Below are 15,108 nucleotides of genomic sequence, written 5' to 3' on the forward strand. Positions count from 1 at the left end.
TTCACGGTTAACTTCTTCACCATTAATGTAGGTTACTTCATATTTGATTACCTTCTGACCAACTTCACCCACTTGGTCAATCACTGTTACCCCTTGGTCTAGTTCTGCATCAAAGACTTCTTCCGTGGTAAATGGAATTTCTTCGGTTGAAGTTTCTTCTTTAACTTCTGTCACTTTCGTTCCAATACGAACAATTTCATTTACTGGAGACTTCGTGACTTCTTCTGATTTTATTTCACGGTTAACTTCTTCACCATTAATGTAGGTTACTTCATATGTGATTACCTTCTGACCAACTTCACCCACTTGGTCAATCACTGTTACCCCTTGGTCTAGTTCTGCATCAAAGACTTCTTCCGTGGTATATGGGATTTCTTCGGTTGTAGTTTCTTCGATTATTTCTCCAATCGATTTAAAGGTATGATTGAAAGTATTAGCATAACTTTCAGCTCTAGAACCTGCTACTCCAAAGATAATAAATTCATTATCACTTACAGCGTTAGATTTAAACGCATCTACTCCAATATAAGTAACATTCGGTGTAATCGTGACTTCACTTAAATTATTACCTTCAAATGCATGAGCTCCTATCTTCTTTATATTCTTTGTCAAAAAAATCTCAGATAATTGATTACGGAAAAAGGCTCCTTGTCCGATTTCAATTAAACTCTCAGGGAAGTTCATTTTTGTTAAATTATTAAAAACAAAAGCTTCTGTTCCGATACTCGTTATACCTGCTGGTAAATCAACTTCGGTTAATTGATTAAAAGCAAATGCCCCACCAGAGATCTGCGTTATGCCCTCTGGGATTGCGATTTTGGTTAATTTATTATATCTAAAAGCATCGTAATCGATACTAGACAAACCTTCTGGAAATTCTACTTCAGTTAATTGATTAAACTGAAACGCATAATCTCCAATACTCTTTAAACCTGTTGGAAGGGATACTTCCGACAATTGTTTACTTGCAAAAGCACTTCGTCCGATACTAGTTACTTGTTGTCCTTCGATTTCATCTGGGATTTTTACAACTCCGCCTGGTCCTTCATAACCTGTAATCTCAATTCCATCCCCATTTAATACATACTGAAAGGTATGTTCACTTCTTTGAAAGTCTGCTGCGGATGCGGATAGACTTAACGATAATACACTGATTGAGGTCATTACAATTGTCAAAAACCATAATATCCTCTTGTCTTTTACTATTTTTTGCATATTCCTTTGCTCCTTTTCACCCCGTAAGTGTTAATTATCTTATTATATATTATATATTAATCTAGTATTTCTAAATATTGTAATATCTACTACTGCTTCACTTTGGCTTCTGCTTCTGCCTTTGTTTTCGCTTTAGCTTCTGCTTCCTCCTTTGCTTTGTCCTCAGAACTCTTTTCCGCATTATTATCCTCTTCTTTTGAGGTATTTGAACTTTCAGATGAACAAGCAACTAAACTAAAAATTAAAAATAAAGCAAATAAACCTAATAAATACTTTTTCAATTCAATAACCCTCATAGTATTTTTTCTATCTTTGTATAACAATATCATATTTTGTAATATTTTTACTTATTTCAGAAGAATTTAGTTATATTAATTAGCAGTCATCTCTTCAAGGAAAGTCCTTTTAGTTGATAAATAATGTCCTTGCAAAAACAACTCCTTCCGTTAGTACAACAAGAAAAAGGCCGCCAACATTATCTCCTTAATGATAGAATAATAAATAAAGCTATACATCATAGGGGGAACAACATTGAAATTGAAATTGAAAAAGAAGGGGAATTGGCAAACAACAGTCACTTTTTTAGGAAAAGTCCTAAAATATTTAATTCTAAGTATTATGTTTGTATTTTTTTTAATGTATATATCCCGCTGTTCAAAAGAGTTGGTTGCGGAAAAGAAAGAAAGAGAAAGAGAAGAAGCATATGAATTTATTGAGAAATGTGAAAATCCATATACTTGGTGGGGAGTAAATGTAAATGGAAAAACTTGTGATGATGCCAGAAAAACATATTATCAATACACCGAGGAAGAATGGGAAGAAGCAAAGAGGGATTTAATTTATTTCGGCGAAATTACAGAGAAAGATTCATTATACGATAAAATAAAAAAGGGAACCTAAAGTAATATTAGATTAATTAAATAATTATTGCGAAAAAGATAACCATCAATGAAAGTTTAGAGAACAGTTTTTAAACAATAAAGCAGGTATTTCGAGAGGTTATGCCTCTCTTTTTTATTGAGCAACTCTTTAAAGTTTGACGCTATCTCTTTGTTGCACTATACTGCCCCAGTTACTTCAATACCTTTCTAACGTTTCCGTTTCTATAATCAAGGCAATAATTCCTCTAATATATCCCACACACCTATTGAACAATGGAGCTCCTATTGATGTTATTCAACGTTTACTAGGACACGAAAAAAGCGAAACAACTAGGATTTATGCTCAGTTAAGTGGAAACATTAGAAAAGTATTTTATAGAAAATATTAATTAGATGGAAAAAGGCAACGGATTTCCGCTGCCTTTTCACTATTGCACCCGTTAGTTTAAGTACATTTATTCACAAATGATGAAGGTAGAACAATGTATATCTGTTATAAAACGCTGAACGATAAAAACCCCCATAACCATCCATCCTTCATTTCATAGCAGTTTCCAAATATGCCAACAGCCTTAATAGTTATAATTGTGCCGTTTTCAAGGTTGCGTTCTCTTTCAAAAATATTATAAATAATCCTTTCTCCAAACATTCCTGACCCAGATATAATTTTCTTACCGTCTTTTACACACCCGTAGTTTGATTTCTCACATTTAATATCTAACTTTTGTAAAGTCCAACTTTCGAATTGTTCTTCAGAAGGAGCAGTTGATACCATAACTGTTAAAAGTAATAAAACCAACATTACAAGCACGATTCTAAAATTCTTTTTAAATTTACTTTTCATTATTTTTCTCCTTGGCTTTTAACATCTTCCTAATCTACTTAGTTTTTAGTAGTATTACCCTAGTAACCATAAAACCAAGTAAATGACAATAGATTTCCCCAATAAAATCATTCTAAATCTGATCTTTGTCTTTTCAGACTGAATCTTCCTAGATACTAGTAAATCAATGATTCCCGTTGAAATTAATACAATGAACTCCAGGGTACTCTATCCATTTTTCTCTCCCATTGTTTACAATTTATCCTTTTTATCTAAAATCCCTGGTAGGTATTTCTTCCTATTTTAATAGATTAATTCGAGATTCAAATAGGTTTCTCCTTCTTATTGAATTAACCTGCTTCGTTAGTGGAATAAGAAAAAGGGCAGCAGTAGCGTCCATTTCTTTGACTCTTGCACCTTTTTGCTGAATAACAGAAAAGTGAAATAAGGACTAATATAGCGAATGTAAAGGAATCGGAAAGTGTAAGTTAGAATATAATTAGGGAGAAAAGGATTTTTTGATTAAGATGTAAAGAGAGGATAATAAATGAAACAATATACTTGGTATGTCAATCTTGTGGGACAGGTTCAAGTCTATGAAGGTGATATTAATGAATCATTAATAAACGATGTTTACACGTTAGAAGACGCTAAGAAAGACCAATCGATCAGGCACGAACATCGCAAAATGGTACACAAGAAAAAATATGGAGGGTTAAGAGGAGTATTTAATAATGAAACTACCACTACGTGGGAAGTTGACAGGGTTACTTACGAAAAACGCCCGCAGATAAAATATTGGATACCTGAAGAATATGTAGATGCATTCTTTATGTGTATAGAAGAAATTAATCCGGGTCCGTGTTCGTACGGTGTAACAGAGGTTGATCTCAGCAAGTTTTTAGATTAGCCATCCAATCAAAAAAAATGTCTTTTTACGCTGTAGTGGGTATGAATAACAAGAAAACTCGCCGCATAATTCAACTAAAGCTCCCGTTACTTGAATAAAAAAAAGCATTACCGTTGCTCCAGTAATGCACTCTTTAGAAAAAAACACTGACCAGGAATGGCCAACAAATGTTCAACTCTTGCACCCTTCAATAACTTTTATCTTATTTCGGTAGAAATTGGATTAAGAAAGAAAAGTCCATCAGTTTCATTGTATTCTTTAACTTCAGCAGTAATATGAAGATTTTGTCCCATTCCAATATTTTCTGGTATTTCAGAACCAGTAAACTTTAAATCAAAGATACTGACATTTTTGAATTTGAACCTAGGTCCGCTTAAAGTTGTTTCACTATAATCACCAGCAGAAATTAAAATGTCATATCTCGTTTTATAATCCTTATATTTCATAATATGTGCTATATTTCCATCAAATTCAATGGTTCTACCAGCATATTTTTTTGCAAATTCACCGATAATTGGATCGTTTTCATCCTTGACTGCCAAAACAGCTGCAAGAGCTTCATTATTTTTTACCGTTAATATTTCCTGATTGCTTTTCGCAGATGTATCATTGATTGATTGTTTAACTGTCTTAGAACTCTTTTCATCAGTAGATTTGGTGTCCTTTTTCTTTTCATCAGTAGATTTGGTATCCTTTTTCTTTTCATCAGTAGATTGGGTGTCCCTTTTCTTTTCATCAGTAGATTTGGTGTCCCTTTTCTCTTCTTTTGAAAATGTGTGATATGTAATGACTATTTTGGAATTTTTTTTGAAACTATCATTTGCACTAAACTCAGTATCTCCATTAATCTCTACTTGTTCAATTTCTCCATCCTTTGTCAGCCAACCAGTAATTAAATCGTCCAGTACCTTAGTCTTAATATTGGTAAATCCTGTTTTTTTCAATTGCGAAATGACCGTTTGATAATTTTCTCCAACTATTTCATCTGAAGATTTGCTTACTTTTAGCATATTTGTATCTTTTTCAGCAGAACATGCTGAAATGCTAATAAGTGCAACCATTAGACATAGGAATAATAAAATTTTTCTCATAATGCCCCCCTTAAATTATGTATAAACTTAAATATATTTCCTTTTCTATTACTCTGAATAATACAAACAAATTCAAAACTATCATAACACATTGATTTGTTTTTTTACTGACAATCTAGAGCTATTTCCTAATACCTTCTAAAATTACAATTAGTAGACAGAAGCGCTGGATTGCAATAAAGTTTTAAATATAAGCGAATTATGTTTTTAAGACAGAGGATAGTAATTCGTGTTTAGAATAATTAGGAGAAATTAAAATAAAAAATTAGGAGAAATTATGATGAGTGATACTTTTATTTACGATGAAATGGAATGTAGAGTAAAAGAAAAAAATCCAAATATGGTTCCATTATTGAATAGTCTAGCATATGGAGAAAGACAGTATATTACATTTGTAGACCGCTATGATCGTCTCTATAGAGATATAGTAGAAAAAGCGACTAAAACACCTTTCGGTTTGGCATATAGAAACGGCGGAACTGATGAGTGGGATGCTGTAAAAAGAGAATGGTTCGACTATAAAATAAAACCGATGTTAATTGACGATGCCCACGAAATTACATTACCAATTGGCCATCCCCAAAAAAATATATTATATATAGCTCATCCTCTATTAATTGGAGTTTATTATCCAGCAGCAAATTTTCATCCATTAACTTTAGAAACGAAATACTTTGAGCTGATCAATTTATTGTCTAGCCTTGGAGCCAAAGAAATCGAGGTAGAATACTTAAGTGGCTTAAAAAGAGAATCATCCTTTAATATAAAAGTGGATATTGGAGTATCATCAACTAAGTCAAATATAAATAGTACCAAAACCGAATCAACTAATATTCTTTATAAAGCAACCCTAGAAGGCAAAGAACCATCCCTTCCTGAAAAGTTAAGTTGGTTTCATAACGAGATTTCATGGCAACAGCTAACTAATGATCGTATGAATTATGGGTTAAAAGAATTTCAATTAGCAATGGAATATAATAATGATTTTGGCATTGATGATTTTATTAAATCAGAAGCTACCTTTCCCTCCCTTTTTGGAGGAGTAGAACTTGGTGGAAAATATGTCTCGCATCAAAATACCGTTTGGAAAATTAAAGGTACATTTTAACTTAGCCTTTTTTGTTACGTAGTAAGCTACAAGGGACTTTTAGTAAATTACTGCAACAGTCATTTCTTAATGTAACCTTGGAATAAAGTTTGATTAAATTAATTTAATAAACCTTGATAAAAGAGTAAATAGAAAAAGCGTGTTTTAAAAATCAATTGATCAAAACACGCTTTTTCTATTTTCAATTGAATCATCCTCTAATAAAAAGGTTTGATAATTTCTGTGATCCTTACTCAATTAAATCACCCTTTAGATCAATAAAAAATAATAACGCCTACCCGCTTAAGGCTGACGCTATGCATGATGCCCCCTTAATCCATCACCTTCACTCCTACCACACTATCGAAGACCACCCTCTCAAATTCTCCAGGCTTCACCTCAATGCGTAGCTCATGCGTAATTGGATCTACGTAATGAACTCGACCATTAATATCGTAAGTAAATCCGTCATCCCATACCTTCAGCTTTACGGAATGGTTATATTCCATCGAGTAAATTATACGCAGGTCGAATTCCTCTCTCTCATGTTCGTCAATGATAGACTTCCTTCTCCGTTCAGTATCGAGCCAAAAATCCCGCTGCATCTTTGCTTGTTCGGGTTGGAGATATGCCGCAGCCCATTTGATTTTACCTCGGTCGCGAATCGCCATAATAATCACCTCGATAATATTATACACGAACAAAAGTTCTGTTTATAGTAAAATAAAAGACCACTTTCTCTACAGTCTTTAGTTATCTTATTAAACAAAAGCACCCGTTTGTTTAAGTACAATTATTCACAAACTCAAAATTTATGCTACCTAATCGACATTTTAATACCACCTTAATTATTGGGGAAAATACCTTTGAGGTGATTAGAGTGATTAAAAAGGTTTTAATAAGCTTTTGTATTTTTATACTATATACAACCAATGCTATGGCTCAAACTAATCATCAAATACAAATTATCGATATAAAAAAAGGTAAAGTTATAAAAAATGTTCAAAAAAGCCCTGATTTACAACAAGAAGTAGAGAAATTTCTTGAAGGAATAACAGGGGTTTACGTGAAATTGAACCCATATCCTAATAATGGGTTTGTGATAAAAATCCCTTTAGAACCTAATGTTACGGTTAAAAATCAATGGTTCAATGACCTTGTAGATGAAGTAATGATTATTTTTCCTGTTCAAGAATAGCCATATTTATTGATTTTTGACAATGAGAACCAACCACATTTCTTTAAATTTCAAGGCAAAACAAGCAAATTCTTGGGATTATTGAATTTTAAGCCATAAACCTCAGAAATGAGGTTTATTTTATGCTTCTTATTAAACTGAATCGTTAGAGCCAATAAGAAAAAGGATGCCGTAGCAACCTAACCTTTTTTCGCTCAAGCACCCGTTACTTTAAGTATATTCCTTCACAAACTCCTTCAAATCTGTCTCTCATTTGTTGAACTCTAATAAGGGGTAGCACCCATAGTAAATTTCTATATGTGTTATATATAGTAATCTTTAACATCTTTTAATTTCGTTCATACATTAATTATAGTCAGGTAACTCATTATTCCAAGGAGGAAAAAAATAAATGATGTCCTACACTTATGCACCATCTCAAATGTATTCAGGACAAATGATGCCCTATACTGGTATGCCATCTCAAATGTATTCAGGACAAATGCCCTATACTGGTATGCCATCTCAAATGTATTCAGGACAAATGATGCCCTATACTAGTATGCCATCTCAAATGTATTCAGGACAAATGATGCCCTATACTGGAATGCCATCTCAAATGTATTCAGGACAAATGATGCCAAATGATGGACAAATGTTTGGAGATCCGCAAATGGTTCCACACCCTGTTCTTACCTTAGCAAGACAAACAGCCCCTAATCAAATTGAAATAACTTATGACCGTCCAACTGATTTAGCATCTGCAACCAATGTATCAAATTATTGGATTAGAAATAATTTAGATAGACCATCCGACATTGCAACAGTTGAAAGAGGTAATATGAATCTTCTCCCTACCAATAGCCTTAGACCTAACATGGCAAGAATTACTCCAGTTGGTAATTCAAAAACAAGATTTTTAATAACATTTAACATAAACGCTACACCTAGTGTTCAATATACGGTACTACCCTGCTTTGTTAATTTAGAAGGAAGAACAGGTTTTAGGGGAGAAAATTGGGGTCCTGAAAGCAGAAATACCTTTACTGCCCAAAGGTTTTAATCAAATTTAAACCATCGTTAAAAAATCCATCGTTAAAAAATGGGCGTTCAAAATTGAACGTCCTTCTAATTTAGTCAAACATACTTAAATCCTCCGATTAGTGCCTTTAGTTATATAAATTAAAGTTTATCATAATGATTTTTTATCATTAGATTTTTTGTGTGCCCTTGTTAAGCTAACCTGCCCCGTTAGCTCAAGAAGAAACTTCAACAAAAAAGAGCATTAAGCCTTCTTGGATTAATGCTCCCATTACTTTATGAAGGGAAAAATTCCATAGGTTCTGTACAATGAACGTAACCATTTTTCTTATAATAATTAATTGAATCATCACTTGGCCATACAATAACAAATTCATAATTGTTTTCTTTAATCCACTTATTTATTGAGTTTAGTAATTTACTTCCTACCCCCTTATTTCTATACTCTGGAACTGTATATACGTTGGTCATATAAGCAAATGGATATGTTATCCTACCAGGGCGAGGCACCTTTTGTATTAATTCTATGAATATATGCGAAACAATTTTTCCGTTATCCTCCGCAATCCAAATAAACCATTGGTTTCTATTAAGAGCGTTCTCTAAAAAAGTTTGGCATTCTTTTTCAAAATCACCGAATGATTCGTTTTTTTTACTTTCATCATGTTCAATTGAAAAATCCCATCTCATTCTTGTTAATTGCTTAATGTCTTTTACTTCAGCAAATCTTATATTCATAAGAATTCCTCTCCATATCATTAGATAAAAGCATTGGTATTAAAGGTATATTCTATAAAAATGTTGAAAAATCCTTGTTAAACTAAACTGCCCGTTACTTCAATAAGAAAAGCCACCAAAAAAGGCAGCTTGATCTTAAACTCTTGCACCAGTTAATGAAAATTATTTCTCTAACATATTAATCAATTTTTCATATCCCCGCTTTTTAGCCAATTCTATTGGAGTCAGACCTGTATTGTTTTTTAGTGTTGTATCGGGATTATACTGCAAAAAAAGTTCTACCAAATCATAATACCTTCCTTTACATTCAACAATAGCTGTCATTAACGCACTATTTCCATATTTATTCCTAATATTAATATCTCCGCCTCGATTAAGAATTTCTTTAGCAACAGTCAGATTAGGATATATTGCAATGTAGTGTAACGAAGTAAAACCGTCTTCATCCGTCATATTTATATCGATGCCATTATCTATTAAGAACAACGATATCTCGAATTGCCGACCTGCTATTGATTGGTGTAATAAGCTGTGACCATATTCTTTTTTATGGATATCGTCTAAATTGAAATGGTTTTTAAATTTTTCAAAATCCCCAAACCTTGCTAATACAAAAATATCTGCTTTTTCACTTGGCACTGTTACATTCTTCCTTCCAAAATTAGATAAATAATAATTTCTACTTACTCATATTATTTTCCTTCATCCACTAACCGACATTAAAGTTGAATAACAAAAAAGCCACCATTTATGGTAGCTGGATCTTCAAGTAACGCACCCGTTAGTTGATGAACTATATTCAGAAAATGTATTTATGTCTTCATAATCACAAGGAAGGAAATGTTAATCAATTGTATTTTTCAATTTTCTCTTTTTATGTTCCATACTCCATTCGTGCATTGAATCTAAAATCGGTTTCAATGTCATTCCATACTCAGTTATAGAATATTCCACTTTAGGTGGGACTTCACGATATACCTCTCGACTTATGAGCCCCTCCTCCTCTAGTTCACGTAATTGATTTGTTAGCATTTTGGGAGTAATGCCTACAAGTGCTTTTTTTAATTCTCCATATCTCATTGTGCCTTCCGACATTAGATACAATAAGATGATAGGCTTCCATTTCCCAACCAAGATGGAAAGAGCATCGTGTACTTTACAAAATTCAGGTTTTATTTTCATCTTTACCTCCAATAGTATCTTTTTACATACTATATATCTTCAAAGTGCATACTTATATAATTGATTTTAATGGTTTATTATGATCATGAAAAGGGGGCAATTAATATGAATACCGAAAATATTAAACGTCGTGAAATAAAAAAAGTATGGACAGTAACCGAACAAAAAATAAGCAATATTCATACCGCAAGTCCTATCCTTGCACCTGGCAACTGGGTAGACTATGATCCGTTCTTATTACTAATGGAAGATAAATTTCAAAAAGGAGCATTTAGTGAGCATCCTCATCGTGGTATAGAGACCTTAACATTTATCATTGACGGAAGGCTTAATCATTATGACAATGCTACGGGGGCGGGTGGAATCCTAGAAAAAGGGGACCTTCAATTTATGACTGCTGGTAGAGGAGTGATCCATAATGAATCACCACTTGACGGTGAAACAGTTCATCTTCTTCAGCTTTGGGTTAATCTACCTCGTAAATATAAAATGGTAAAACCCCGTTATCAAAATATGCATGCAAAAGATATGCCTGTTCATCAAGAGAACGGTGCCTTAATTCGAGTATATTCAGGTTCGTCTGGAGATATTGTATCGAACACCCTGAATTACGCACCTGTCACGTTTGTAGAAATGGTGTTGGAAGAAGGAGCATCCATTAGTCAAGACCTTCCTGGTACCTATAATGGCTATATTTATGTATTAGAAGGAAGTGGATCATTTGGTGAAAATAAAGTTGAGGCGAGAAAAGGGCAAGCAATGTGGTTAGGTTCCGCAAATGATGGGTTTAGGAGCAGTATTCACATTTCTGCAAACGTAAAATCACGTCTTGTTCTTTTTGCAGGTGAACCTCTCAGAGAACCTGTTGTAGCATATGGACCTTTGGTAATGAATTCAGAAGAAGAAATTCGACAGGCTTATCGGGATTATCAGGAGGGTAAATTCGAAACTCCAGTAGATTAAAGATTTACGGAAATAGTTGAATGAATTTGATTAACTCAACAACGAACAAATTAAATAAAGAAAATTAAAGGAGCAAAAAGATGATAGGGTTTGGTTTATTGTTAATACGCTTAGTAATTGGATTGTCATTCATAGCTCACGGAGCCCAAAAGTTATTCGGCTTTGGTGGAGGCGGCGGTTTAAAAGTAACTGGGGAGCATTTTGAAAAATTAGGAATAAGACCAGGGGTAACAATGGCGTTACTCGCTGGGCTATCGGAATTAATAGGTGGAGCTATGTTTGCGTTAGGGTTACTTACCCCACTTGCAGGCATTGTGATTGCTGGAACAATGGTAGTAGGGATTTTAAAAGTTCACGGACCAAATGGTTACTGGATTACAAAGGGTGGATATGAATACTGTCTTGCTGTATTAGTTGTAGCAATTGGTGTAGCTCTAACGGGGGCAGGACAATATTCACTCGATGGTATTTTAAATTAAATCCATTTTTAACAAATAATTTGGAATCAAGGAATCAAACGCTCAGAAGCTAATTCTGAGCGTTTGTTGTGAAACATCATTAAGTATTTCTATAATGGTTAAAGGGGTCTTTGTATGGGACAGGCAACGACATTCTTTATTCAATTAACCTGCTCCGTTAGTGGAACAAGAAAAAAGGGCTGCCGCAGCAAACCCTTTTAAACTTAAGCACCCGTCAGTTAAATAAGAAAAGGGACGCTTATTCCACAATCGTGCCCGTTTATGGAAGAACGTTATTGAAGCAATGCACCCTCATATCTATTCTTTTCAAGTATCCGTGCAGAGCTTACATTCGCATGAATTACGGTGGCATGGTGTTTATGAAGATTAAGCGATTTAAATACCACTATTCATCATCATTAAAACGATTAGATTCGTTTAGATTTAATCAAAACCATGAACCAATAATAGGATATCGAAAAGGACGCTCATTAAATGCTTTAACAATTCCAACAATCGGAGCTATTATAGCAATAAGTCCAAAAATAATGAGGAATGGAATCCCGATTAATATCCAAGAAAAAAAAGCAGACACTGAGATTAAAATACCAATCACAATATGAAATACCAAAGCCTGTAAGGATAAGCTTTTAATTTCTCGATCTGAAATAATAAAATATGTGAGAATGGGAACTAGTATAGGTGCAAACCAAGTACTAGCATGAATCAATATTTTGAATCCCTTATTTTCCATTTAAAATTTACTCCTCTTTGTATCGTAATATTTAACAAACCTTTATTCATTAATCATTATAAAGTTTTGGTTAGAATATTACATCAGGCTATGAACTAAATCGTTATACGACTTTGGTCGTAGTCCAAATCAAAATTCCAGTATGCGAACTATTCTTTTACATTTTCCAGCTACTGAGATTACTCCACTATATGGCCCGATTGTGGAACAAGTTAAAAATTTTTTCTTCAACTAAACTGCCCTTTACTTCAATAAGGATTTGTTAATAACCGTCTGAAAAACGAGCGTTTTTGAGACCTTTGTGTCTATTGAATTTTGCAGACAACAACTTAGAGAAATAATACGTCAACTCACATCAATTGATTATAATTCGCCAATTATTATGAAAGGCAAAGTAATTGGAATAAACGATTAAACTAATTTGTTGGAAGTTCATAATTAGATCAGATCTATAAGTAGTTTATTTTGAGTTTTTATCTAGGGATGGAATTGCTTTAGCGGTTCCATCTTTTTAACCTTAGTGCTTGCTGTATTTTTAGCAGCATGCTCTAATGGCGATAAGGAAAATGACCATTCAAATATGAATAACGGTAAAAAAACTGAGCAGAAAAAGGATACAGACAAATTAGACCATGAAAGCATGGAAGGTATGGACCATGGAGAAATGAATCATTCAGATTCAGGTAAGGTTCCAGAAGGTCTAAAGGTAGCCGAAAATCCTAAATTTAAGGTTGGAAGTAAAGCAATCATTCATACCGACCACATGGAAGGAATGAACGGTCCTGAATCAACCATTGTTGGTACGTACGACACTACGGTTTATTCGATCTCGTATGACCCAACAACTGGTGGAAAAAGAGTAACAAATCATAAATGGATTATCCATGAAGAAATTAAGGATGCTGGTGATAAACCGTATAAACCTGGAGATGGAGTGATTGTAGAGGCAGACCATATGAAGGGAATGAAAGGTGCAATAGCAGTAATTGATACTGCCCAACAAACCACTGTCTATATGGTTGATTACACTTCTACAACTGGAGAAAAAGTAACCAATCATAAATGGGTAACTGAAGACGAACTTTCAGCTAAATAATTAACAGAAAAACACCAGCAATTCGGATTTGTTGGGGTGTATCAGAAGGACTTTACCAGGTAATTTCTGAGCCTACTGAAATTTCACCAAAAGTGGAAATCCGAAAGCCTGAACCACTTAATTTTGAGGATGATGATTTAGACGATTTTCAATGGGACTACTCTAAACATAATGAAGCTGAGAAGCAAGCTGAACCAGAGGATCTTGCGGAAGAAGAAGATACAGATGATTTGCTTGGCGGATTTTTAGCAAAGATGAACCAATAAACACCAAATGACTTTGAATGAACAAAGTCAAAGTTTTTATGCGTTGCAATGCTTTTTTCATTTGCTGCATCAATTCCTTCGTTTTGCTTGTTGGCTTGCTTCCGTTAACTACAATTGATTATCTATATCCGAGGGCACGCGACCAATCCCCGAATCAAGTACCTCTATCTTATACATTGCCCAAAAAAGCTCCTTGGTTGTACTATCCTCCATAAAACTTACATGGTAGTCATCGGTATGAATACTTTCAAAACTTAAATACTCGGTCGCATCAGTAAAAGTATCATCAGGGTTGGGCCAAGTATCATGCTCATACATTGAAGTACCGTGCAATACTATAAATTGGTTACTAAAAGTTACAATTTTTTTTTGGTTATTAACATAGAGACTATCACCTTCATTAAGAACAATACGATCGGTAGAGTTTCTATGCCACATACGGAATGTTTCTATTATTTTTCTTGTTCCGTCGTTCATCATTCTGCTTATATACAGGTCACCGTATATTTCTAAATCTGGTCCTGGGTCATCACCAGTCCTAACATTAGTAATGCGTTCTAAAGTAATATTCAAAAACTTCCAAGCTAACCCCAATTTCTTTCACCTCATTATAAGTTTTTTCTGCATTCTTTAGTTTATTCCTAGTTCATTTTAATATCCGTTTTATTGACGTTGTGATGAAAAAAGTCATTAAGAAAAGCTGCCAAAATGACAGCTTTAGATGCAACTCTAGCATCCGTTTGTTTAAGTGTAATTCTTCACAAACTTATCCTTTTAAAGTTCATTTAATACAGGAATGCTGCCCCTTTAGCTCAATAAGCCTTAACAATTTGCCCCAAAGAAAGAGCACAATTCTTGCTGCAGAATTGCTCCCTATAACGTAATACATACTTTATTTTTAGATTTCTTTAATTGAGGGTAAGAATAAACTCCTCCACATCTTCGCCACGTGCATTAGAAAACCCACTGTCCTCACCAGTAATCATGAATCCACATTTCTCTAGAACCTTAAGAGATCCGACATTGTCTTTCGCGGCACGAGCATAAAGGGGACGAATTGTAATGTGCTTTAGAAATTCCCGTAAAGCTTTTGTTGCGATTCCTTTTCCCCAATATTCCTTTCCAATCCAATAGCTAACTTCTGATTCTCCGAACTGCTCGAAACATGAAATATGCCCAACCACATTCTTTTCGACAATAATCGTCTGCTTTATAATTTCCTTATCCTTAAGAATTTTGTTCCAGTGTGTAGTGAAGCCATCCCAATCACTGGGGTCTTTGCTCGTAAAGGCTGCCATATGGTTCGCTTCATGGTTCTGTTGATGCTTAAAAAAAATAGGAAGATCATCCTCAATTACATTCCGAAGCATTATATTACTCATCAAACTCCCCCTTTGCCGTTTACTTCATTTTAACAAACGTGTGT

20 protein-coding genes and 1 pseudogene are annotated in these 15,108 nt (G+C 34.0%); 10 read left to right on the plus strand and 11 right to left on the minus strand.

Translation table 11 applies throughout. The annotated features are described in order from the left end of the window. Nucleotides 1-1,215: leucine-rich repeat protein (locus ACIQXV_RS24640; RefSeq protein WP_402963348.1), on the minus strand; the 1,215-nt coding region annotated here is incomplete at its 3' end. A gap of 89 nt (nucleotides 1,216-1,304) precedes the next feature. After that, nucleotides 1,305-1,496, minus strand: coding sequence for a hypothetical protein (locus ACIQXV_RS24645; RefSeq protein WP_402963351.1), 192 nt, complete (start codon nucleotides 1,494-1,496; stop codon nucleotides 1,305-1,307). A 250-nt stretch (nucleotides 1,497-1,746) separates the two neighbouring features. Here ACIQXV_RS24645 and ACIQXV_RS24650 point away from each other — a divergent pair, with 250 nt between their 5' ends. Together ACIQXV_RS24650 and ACIQXV_RS24655 are read left to right on the plus strand one after the other, a co-directional pair. After that, nucleotides 1,747-2,115, plus strand: coding sequence for a hypothetical protein (locus tag ACIQXV_RS24650; protein ID WP_402963354.1), 369 nt, complete (start codon nucleotides 1,747-1,749; stop codon nucleotides 2,113-2,115). 232 nt (nucleotides 2,116-2,347) lie between these two features. Beyond that, nucleotides 2,348-2,485, plus strand: a pseudogene (locus ACIQXV_RS24655) (tyrosine-type recombinase/integrase); the annotation flags it as partial. 104 nt (nucleotides 2,486-2,589) lie between these two features. On the opposite strand, the gene ACIQXV_RS24660 reads toward ACIQXV_RS24655, so the two are convergent. Beyond that, the gene (locus tag ACIQXV_RS24660; protein WP_402963357.1) at nucleotides 2,590-2,940 is read right to left on the minus strand and encodes a hypothetical protein; all 351 of its coding nucleotides are present in this window, start codon (nucleotides 2,938-2,940) and stop codon (nucleotides 2,590-2,592) included. A gap of 526 nt (nucleotides 2,941-3,466) precedes the next feature. Between ACIQXV_RS24660 and ACIQXV_RS24665 the strand changes: the two genes are divergently transcribed. Continuing rightward, nucleotides 3,467-3,829: a hypothetical protein gene (locus ACIQXV_RS24665; RefSeq protein WP_402963360.1), complete on the plus strand. Its 363-nt coding sequence runs from the start codon at nucleotides 3,467-3,469 to the stop codon at nucleotides 3,827-3,829. Nucleotides 3,830-4,026: 197 nt separating this feature from the next. Here ACIQXV_RS24665 and ACIQXV_RS24670 read toward each other — a convergent pair whose 3' ends face one another. Then, nucleotides 4,027-4,920: a DUF4839 domain-containing protein gene (locus ACIQXV_RS24670; RefSeq protein WP_402963363.1), complete on the minus strand. Its 894-nt coding sequence runs from the start codon at nucleotides 4,918-4,920 to the stop codon at nucleotides 4,027-4,029. A 277-nt stretch (nucleotides 4,921-5,197) separates the two neighbouring features. On the opposite strand from ACIQXV_RS24670, the gene ACIQXV_RS24675 reads away from it, so the two are divergent. Next, nucleotides 5,198-6,028 carry a hypothetical protein gene (locus ACIQXV_RS24675; protein ID WP_402963366.1) on the plus strand — a complete coding sequence of 277 codons (831 nt, stop codon included), beginning with the start codon at nucleotides 5,198-5,200 and terminating at the stop codon, nucleotides 6,026-6,028. A gap of 311 nt (nucleotides 6,029-6,339) precedes the next feature. Here ACIQXV_RS24675 and ACIQXV_RS24680 read toward each other — a convergent pair whose 3' ends face one another. Further along, nucleotides 6,340-6,705 (minus strand): YolD-like family protein, encoded by a 366-nt coding sequence (locus tag ACIQXV_RS24680; RefSeq protein ID WP_402963611.1) that lies wholly within the window; start codon nucleotides 6,703-6,705, stop codon nucleotides 6,340-6,342. A gap of 182 nt (nucleotides 6,706-6,887) precedes the next feature. On the opposite strand from ACIQXV_RS24680, the gene ACIQXV_RS24685 reads away from it, so the two are divergent. Together ACIQXV_RS24685 and ACIQXV_RS24690 are read left to right on the plus strand one after the other, a co-directional pair. Continuing rightward, nucleotides 6,888-7,205: a hypothetical protein gene (locus ACIQXV_RS24685; protein WP_402963369.1), complete on the plus strand. Its 318-nt coding sequence runs from the start codon at nucleotides 6,888-6,890 to the stop codon at nucleotides 7,203-7,205. Between the two features lie 391 nt (nucleotides 7,206-7,596). Then, nucleotides 7,597-8,247, plus strand: a complete 651-nt coding sequence (locus tag ACIQXV_RS24690; RefSeq protein ID WP_402963371.1) for a polyadenylate binding domain-containing protein — start codon at nucleotides 7,597-7,599, stop codon at nucleotides 8,245-8,247. Between the two features lie 254 nt (nucleotides 8,248-8,501). Here the strand turns inward: ACIQXV_RS24690 and ACIQXV_RS24695 are convergent, their stop codons facing one another. The 3 genes from ACIQXV_RS24695 to ACIQXV_RS24705 all read right to left on the minus strand — a co-directional run bounded on the left by ACIQXV_RS24695 (nucleotide 8,502) and on the right by ACIQXV_RS24705 (nucleotide 10,145). Beyond that, on the minus strand, nucleotides 8,502-8,963 hold the full coding sequence (locus tag ACIQXV_RS24695) for a GNAT family N-acetyltransferase (protein ID WP_402963373.1): 462 nt from the start codon (nucleotides 8,961-8,963) through the stop codon (nucleotides 8,502-8,504). 162 nt (nucleotides 8,964-9,125) lie between these two features. Further along, nucleotides 9,126-9,602: an ankyrin repeat domain-containing protein gene (locus ACIQXV_RS24700; RefSeq protein WP_402963375.1), complete on the minus strand. Its 477-nt coding sequence runs from the start codon at nucleotides 9,600-9,602 to the stop codon at nucleotides 9,126-9,128. A 204-nt stretch (nucleotides 9,603-9,806) separates the two neighbouring features. Continuing rightward, nucleotides 9,807-10,145: a winged helix-turn-helix transcriptional regulator gene (locus ACIQXV_RS24705; protein ID WP_402963377.1), complete on the minus strand. Its 339-nt coding sequence runs from the start codon at nucleotides 10,143-10,145 to the stop codon at nucleotides 9,807-9,809. A gap of 105 nt (nucleotides 10,146-10,250) precedes the next feature. Here ACIQXV_RS24705 and ACIQXV_RS24710 point away from each other — a divergent pair, with 105 nt between their 5' ends. Next, a complete protein-coding gene (locus ACIQXV_RS24710; protein ID WP_402963379.1) occupies nucleotides 10,251-11,108 on the plus strand; it encodes a pirin family protein in 858 nt (285 codons plus the stop codon). 80 nt (nucleotides 11,109-11,188) lie between these two features. Next, on the plus strand, nucleotides 11,189-11,587 hold the full coding sequence (locus ACIQXV_RS24715; protein WP_335696737.1) for a DoxX family protein: 399 nt from the start codon (nucleotides 11,189-11,191) through the stop codon (nucleotides 11,585-11,587). A gap of 427 nt (nucleotides 11,588-12,014) precedes the next feature. Here ACIQXV_RS24715 and ACIQXV_RS24720 read toward each other — a convergent pair whose 3' ends face one another. Then, on the minus strand, nucleotides 12,015-12,320 hold the full coding sequence (locus tag ACIQXV_RS24720; RefSeq protein ID WP_402963382.1) for a magnetosome magnetite crystal formation protein family: 306 nt from the start codon (nucleotides 12,318-12,320) through the stop codon (nucleotides 12,015-12,017). Nucleotides 12,321-12,900: 580 nt separating this feature from the next. On the opposite strand from ACIQXV_RS24720, the gene ACIQXV_RS24725 reads away from it, so the two are divergent. Together ACIQXV_RS24725 and ACIQXV_RS24730 are read left to right on the plus strand one after the other, a co-directional pair. Further along, the gene (locus ACIQXV_RS24725; RefSeq protein WP_402963384.1) at nucleotides 12,901-13,416 is read left to right on the plus strand and encodes a YdhK family protein; all 516 of its coding nucleotides are present in this window, start codon (nucleotides 12,901-12,903) and stop codon (nucleotides 13,414-13,416) included. Between the two features lie 92 nt (nucleotides 13,417-13,508). Then, nucleotides 13,509-13,682, plus strand: coding sequence for a hypothetical protein (locus tag ACIQXV_RS24730; protein WP_402963387.1), 174 nt, complete (start codon nucleotides 13,509-13,511; stop codon nucleotides 13,680-13,682). A gap of 108 nt (nucleotides 13,683-13,790) precedes the next feature. On the opposite strand, the gene ACIQXV_RS24735 is transcribed toward ACIQXV_RS24730, so the two are convergent. Both ACIQXV_RS24735 and ACIQXV_RS24740 read right to left on the minus strand, forming a co-directional pair. Continuing rightward, entirely contained in the window at nucleotides 13,791-14,276 is a 486-nt protein-coding gene (locus ACIQXV_RS24735) for a hypothetical protein (RefSeq protein WP_402963390.1), read from the minus strand. A 314-nt stretch (nucleotides 14,277-14,590) separates the two neighbouring features. After that, nucleotides 14,591-15,064, minus strand: coding sequence for a GNAT family N-acetyltransferase (locus ACIQXV_RS24740; protein WP_402963393.1), 474 nt, complete (start codon nucleotides 15,062-15,064; stop codon nucleotides 14,591-14,593). Nucleotides 15,065-15,108 lie beyond the last annotated feature (44 nt).

This window comes from Neobacillus sp. NPDC097160 (genome assembly GCF_044762155.1).
Taxonomy (GTDB): Bacteria; Bacillota; Bacilli; order Bacillales; family Cytobacillaceae; genus Neobacillus.

Coding starts and splice junctions, on each gene's coding strand:
- ACIQXV_RS24660 (WP_402963357.1), bottom strand. CDS start 2,940: ATGAAAAGTAAATTTAAAAAGAATTTTAGAATCGTGCTTGTAATGTTG.
- ACIQXV_RS24665 (WP_402963360.1), top strand. CDS start 3,467: ATGAAACAATATACTTGGTATGTCAATCTTGTGGGACAGGTTCAAGTC.
- ACIQXV_RS24670 (WP_402963363.1), bottom strand. CDS start 4,920: ATGAGAAAAATTTTATTATTCCTATGTCTAATGGTTGCACTTATTAGC.
- ACIQXV_RS24675 (WP_402963366.1), top strand. CDS start 5,198: ATGATGAGTGATACTTTTATTTACGATGAAATGGAATGTAGAGTAAAA.
- ACIQXV_RS24690 (WP_402963371.1), top strand. CDS start 7,597: ATGATGTCCTACACTTATGCACCATCTCAAATGTATTCAGGACAAATG.
- ACIQXV_RS24695 (WP_402963373.1), bottom strand. CDS start 8,963: ATGAATATAAGATTTGCTGAAGTAAAAGACATTAAGCAATTAACAAGA.
- ACIQXV_RS24705 (WP_402963377.1), bottom strand. CDS start 10,145: ATGAAAATAAAACCTGAATTTTGTAAAGTACACGATGCTCTTTCCATC.
- ACIQXV_RS24710 (WP_402963379.1), top strand. CDS start 10,251: ATGAATACCGAAAATATTAAACGTCGTGAAATAAAAAAAGTATGGACA.
- ACIQXV_RS24715 (WP_335696737.1), top strand. CDS start 11,189: ATGATAGGGTTTGGTTTATTGTTAATACGCTTAGTAATTGGATTGTCA.
- ACIQXV_RS24720 (WP_402963382.1), bottom strand. CDS start 12,320: ATGGAAAATAAGGGATTCAAAATATTGATTCATGCTAGTACTTGGTTT.
- ACIQXV_RS24725 (WP_402963384.1), top strand. CDS start 12,901: ATGAATAACGGTAAAAAAACTGAGCAGAAAAAGGATACAGACAAATTA.
- ACIQXV_RS24740 (WP_402963393.1), bottom strand. CDS start 15,064: ATGAGTAATATAATGCTTCGGAATGTAATTGAGGATGATCTTCCTATT.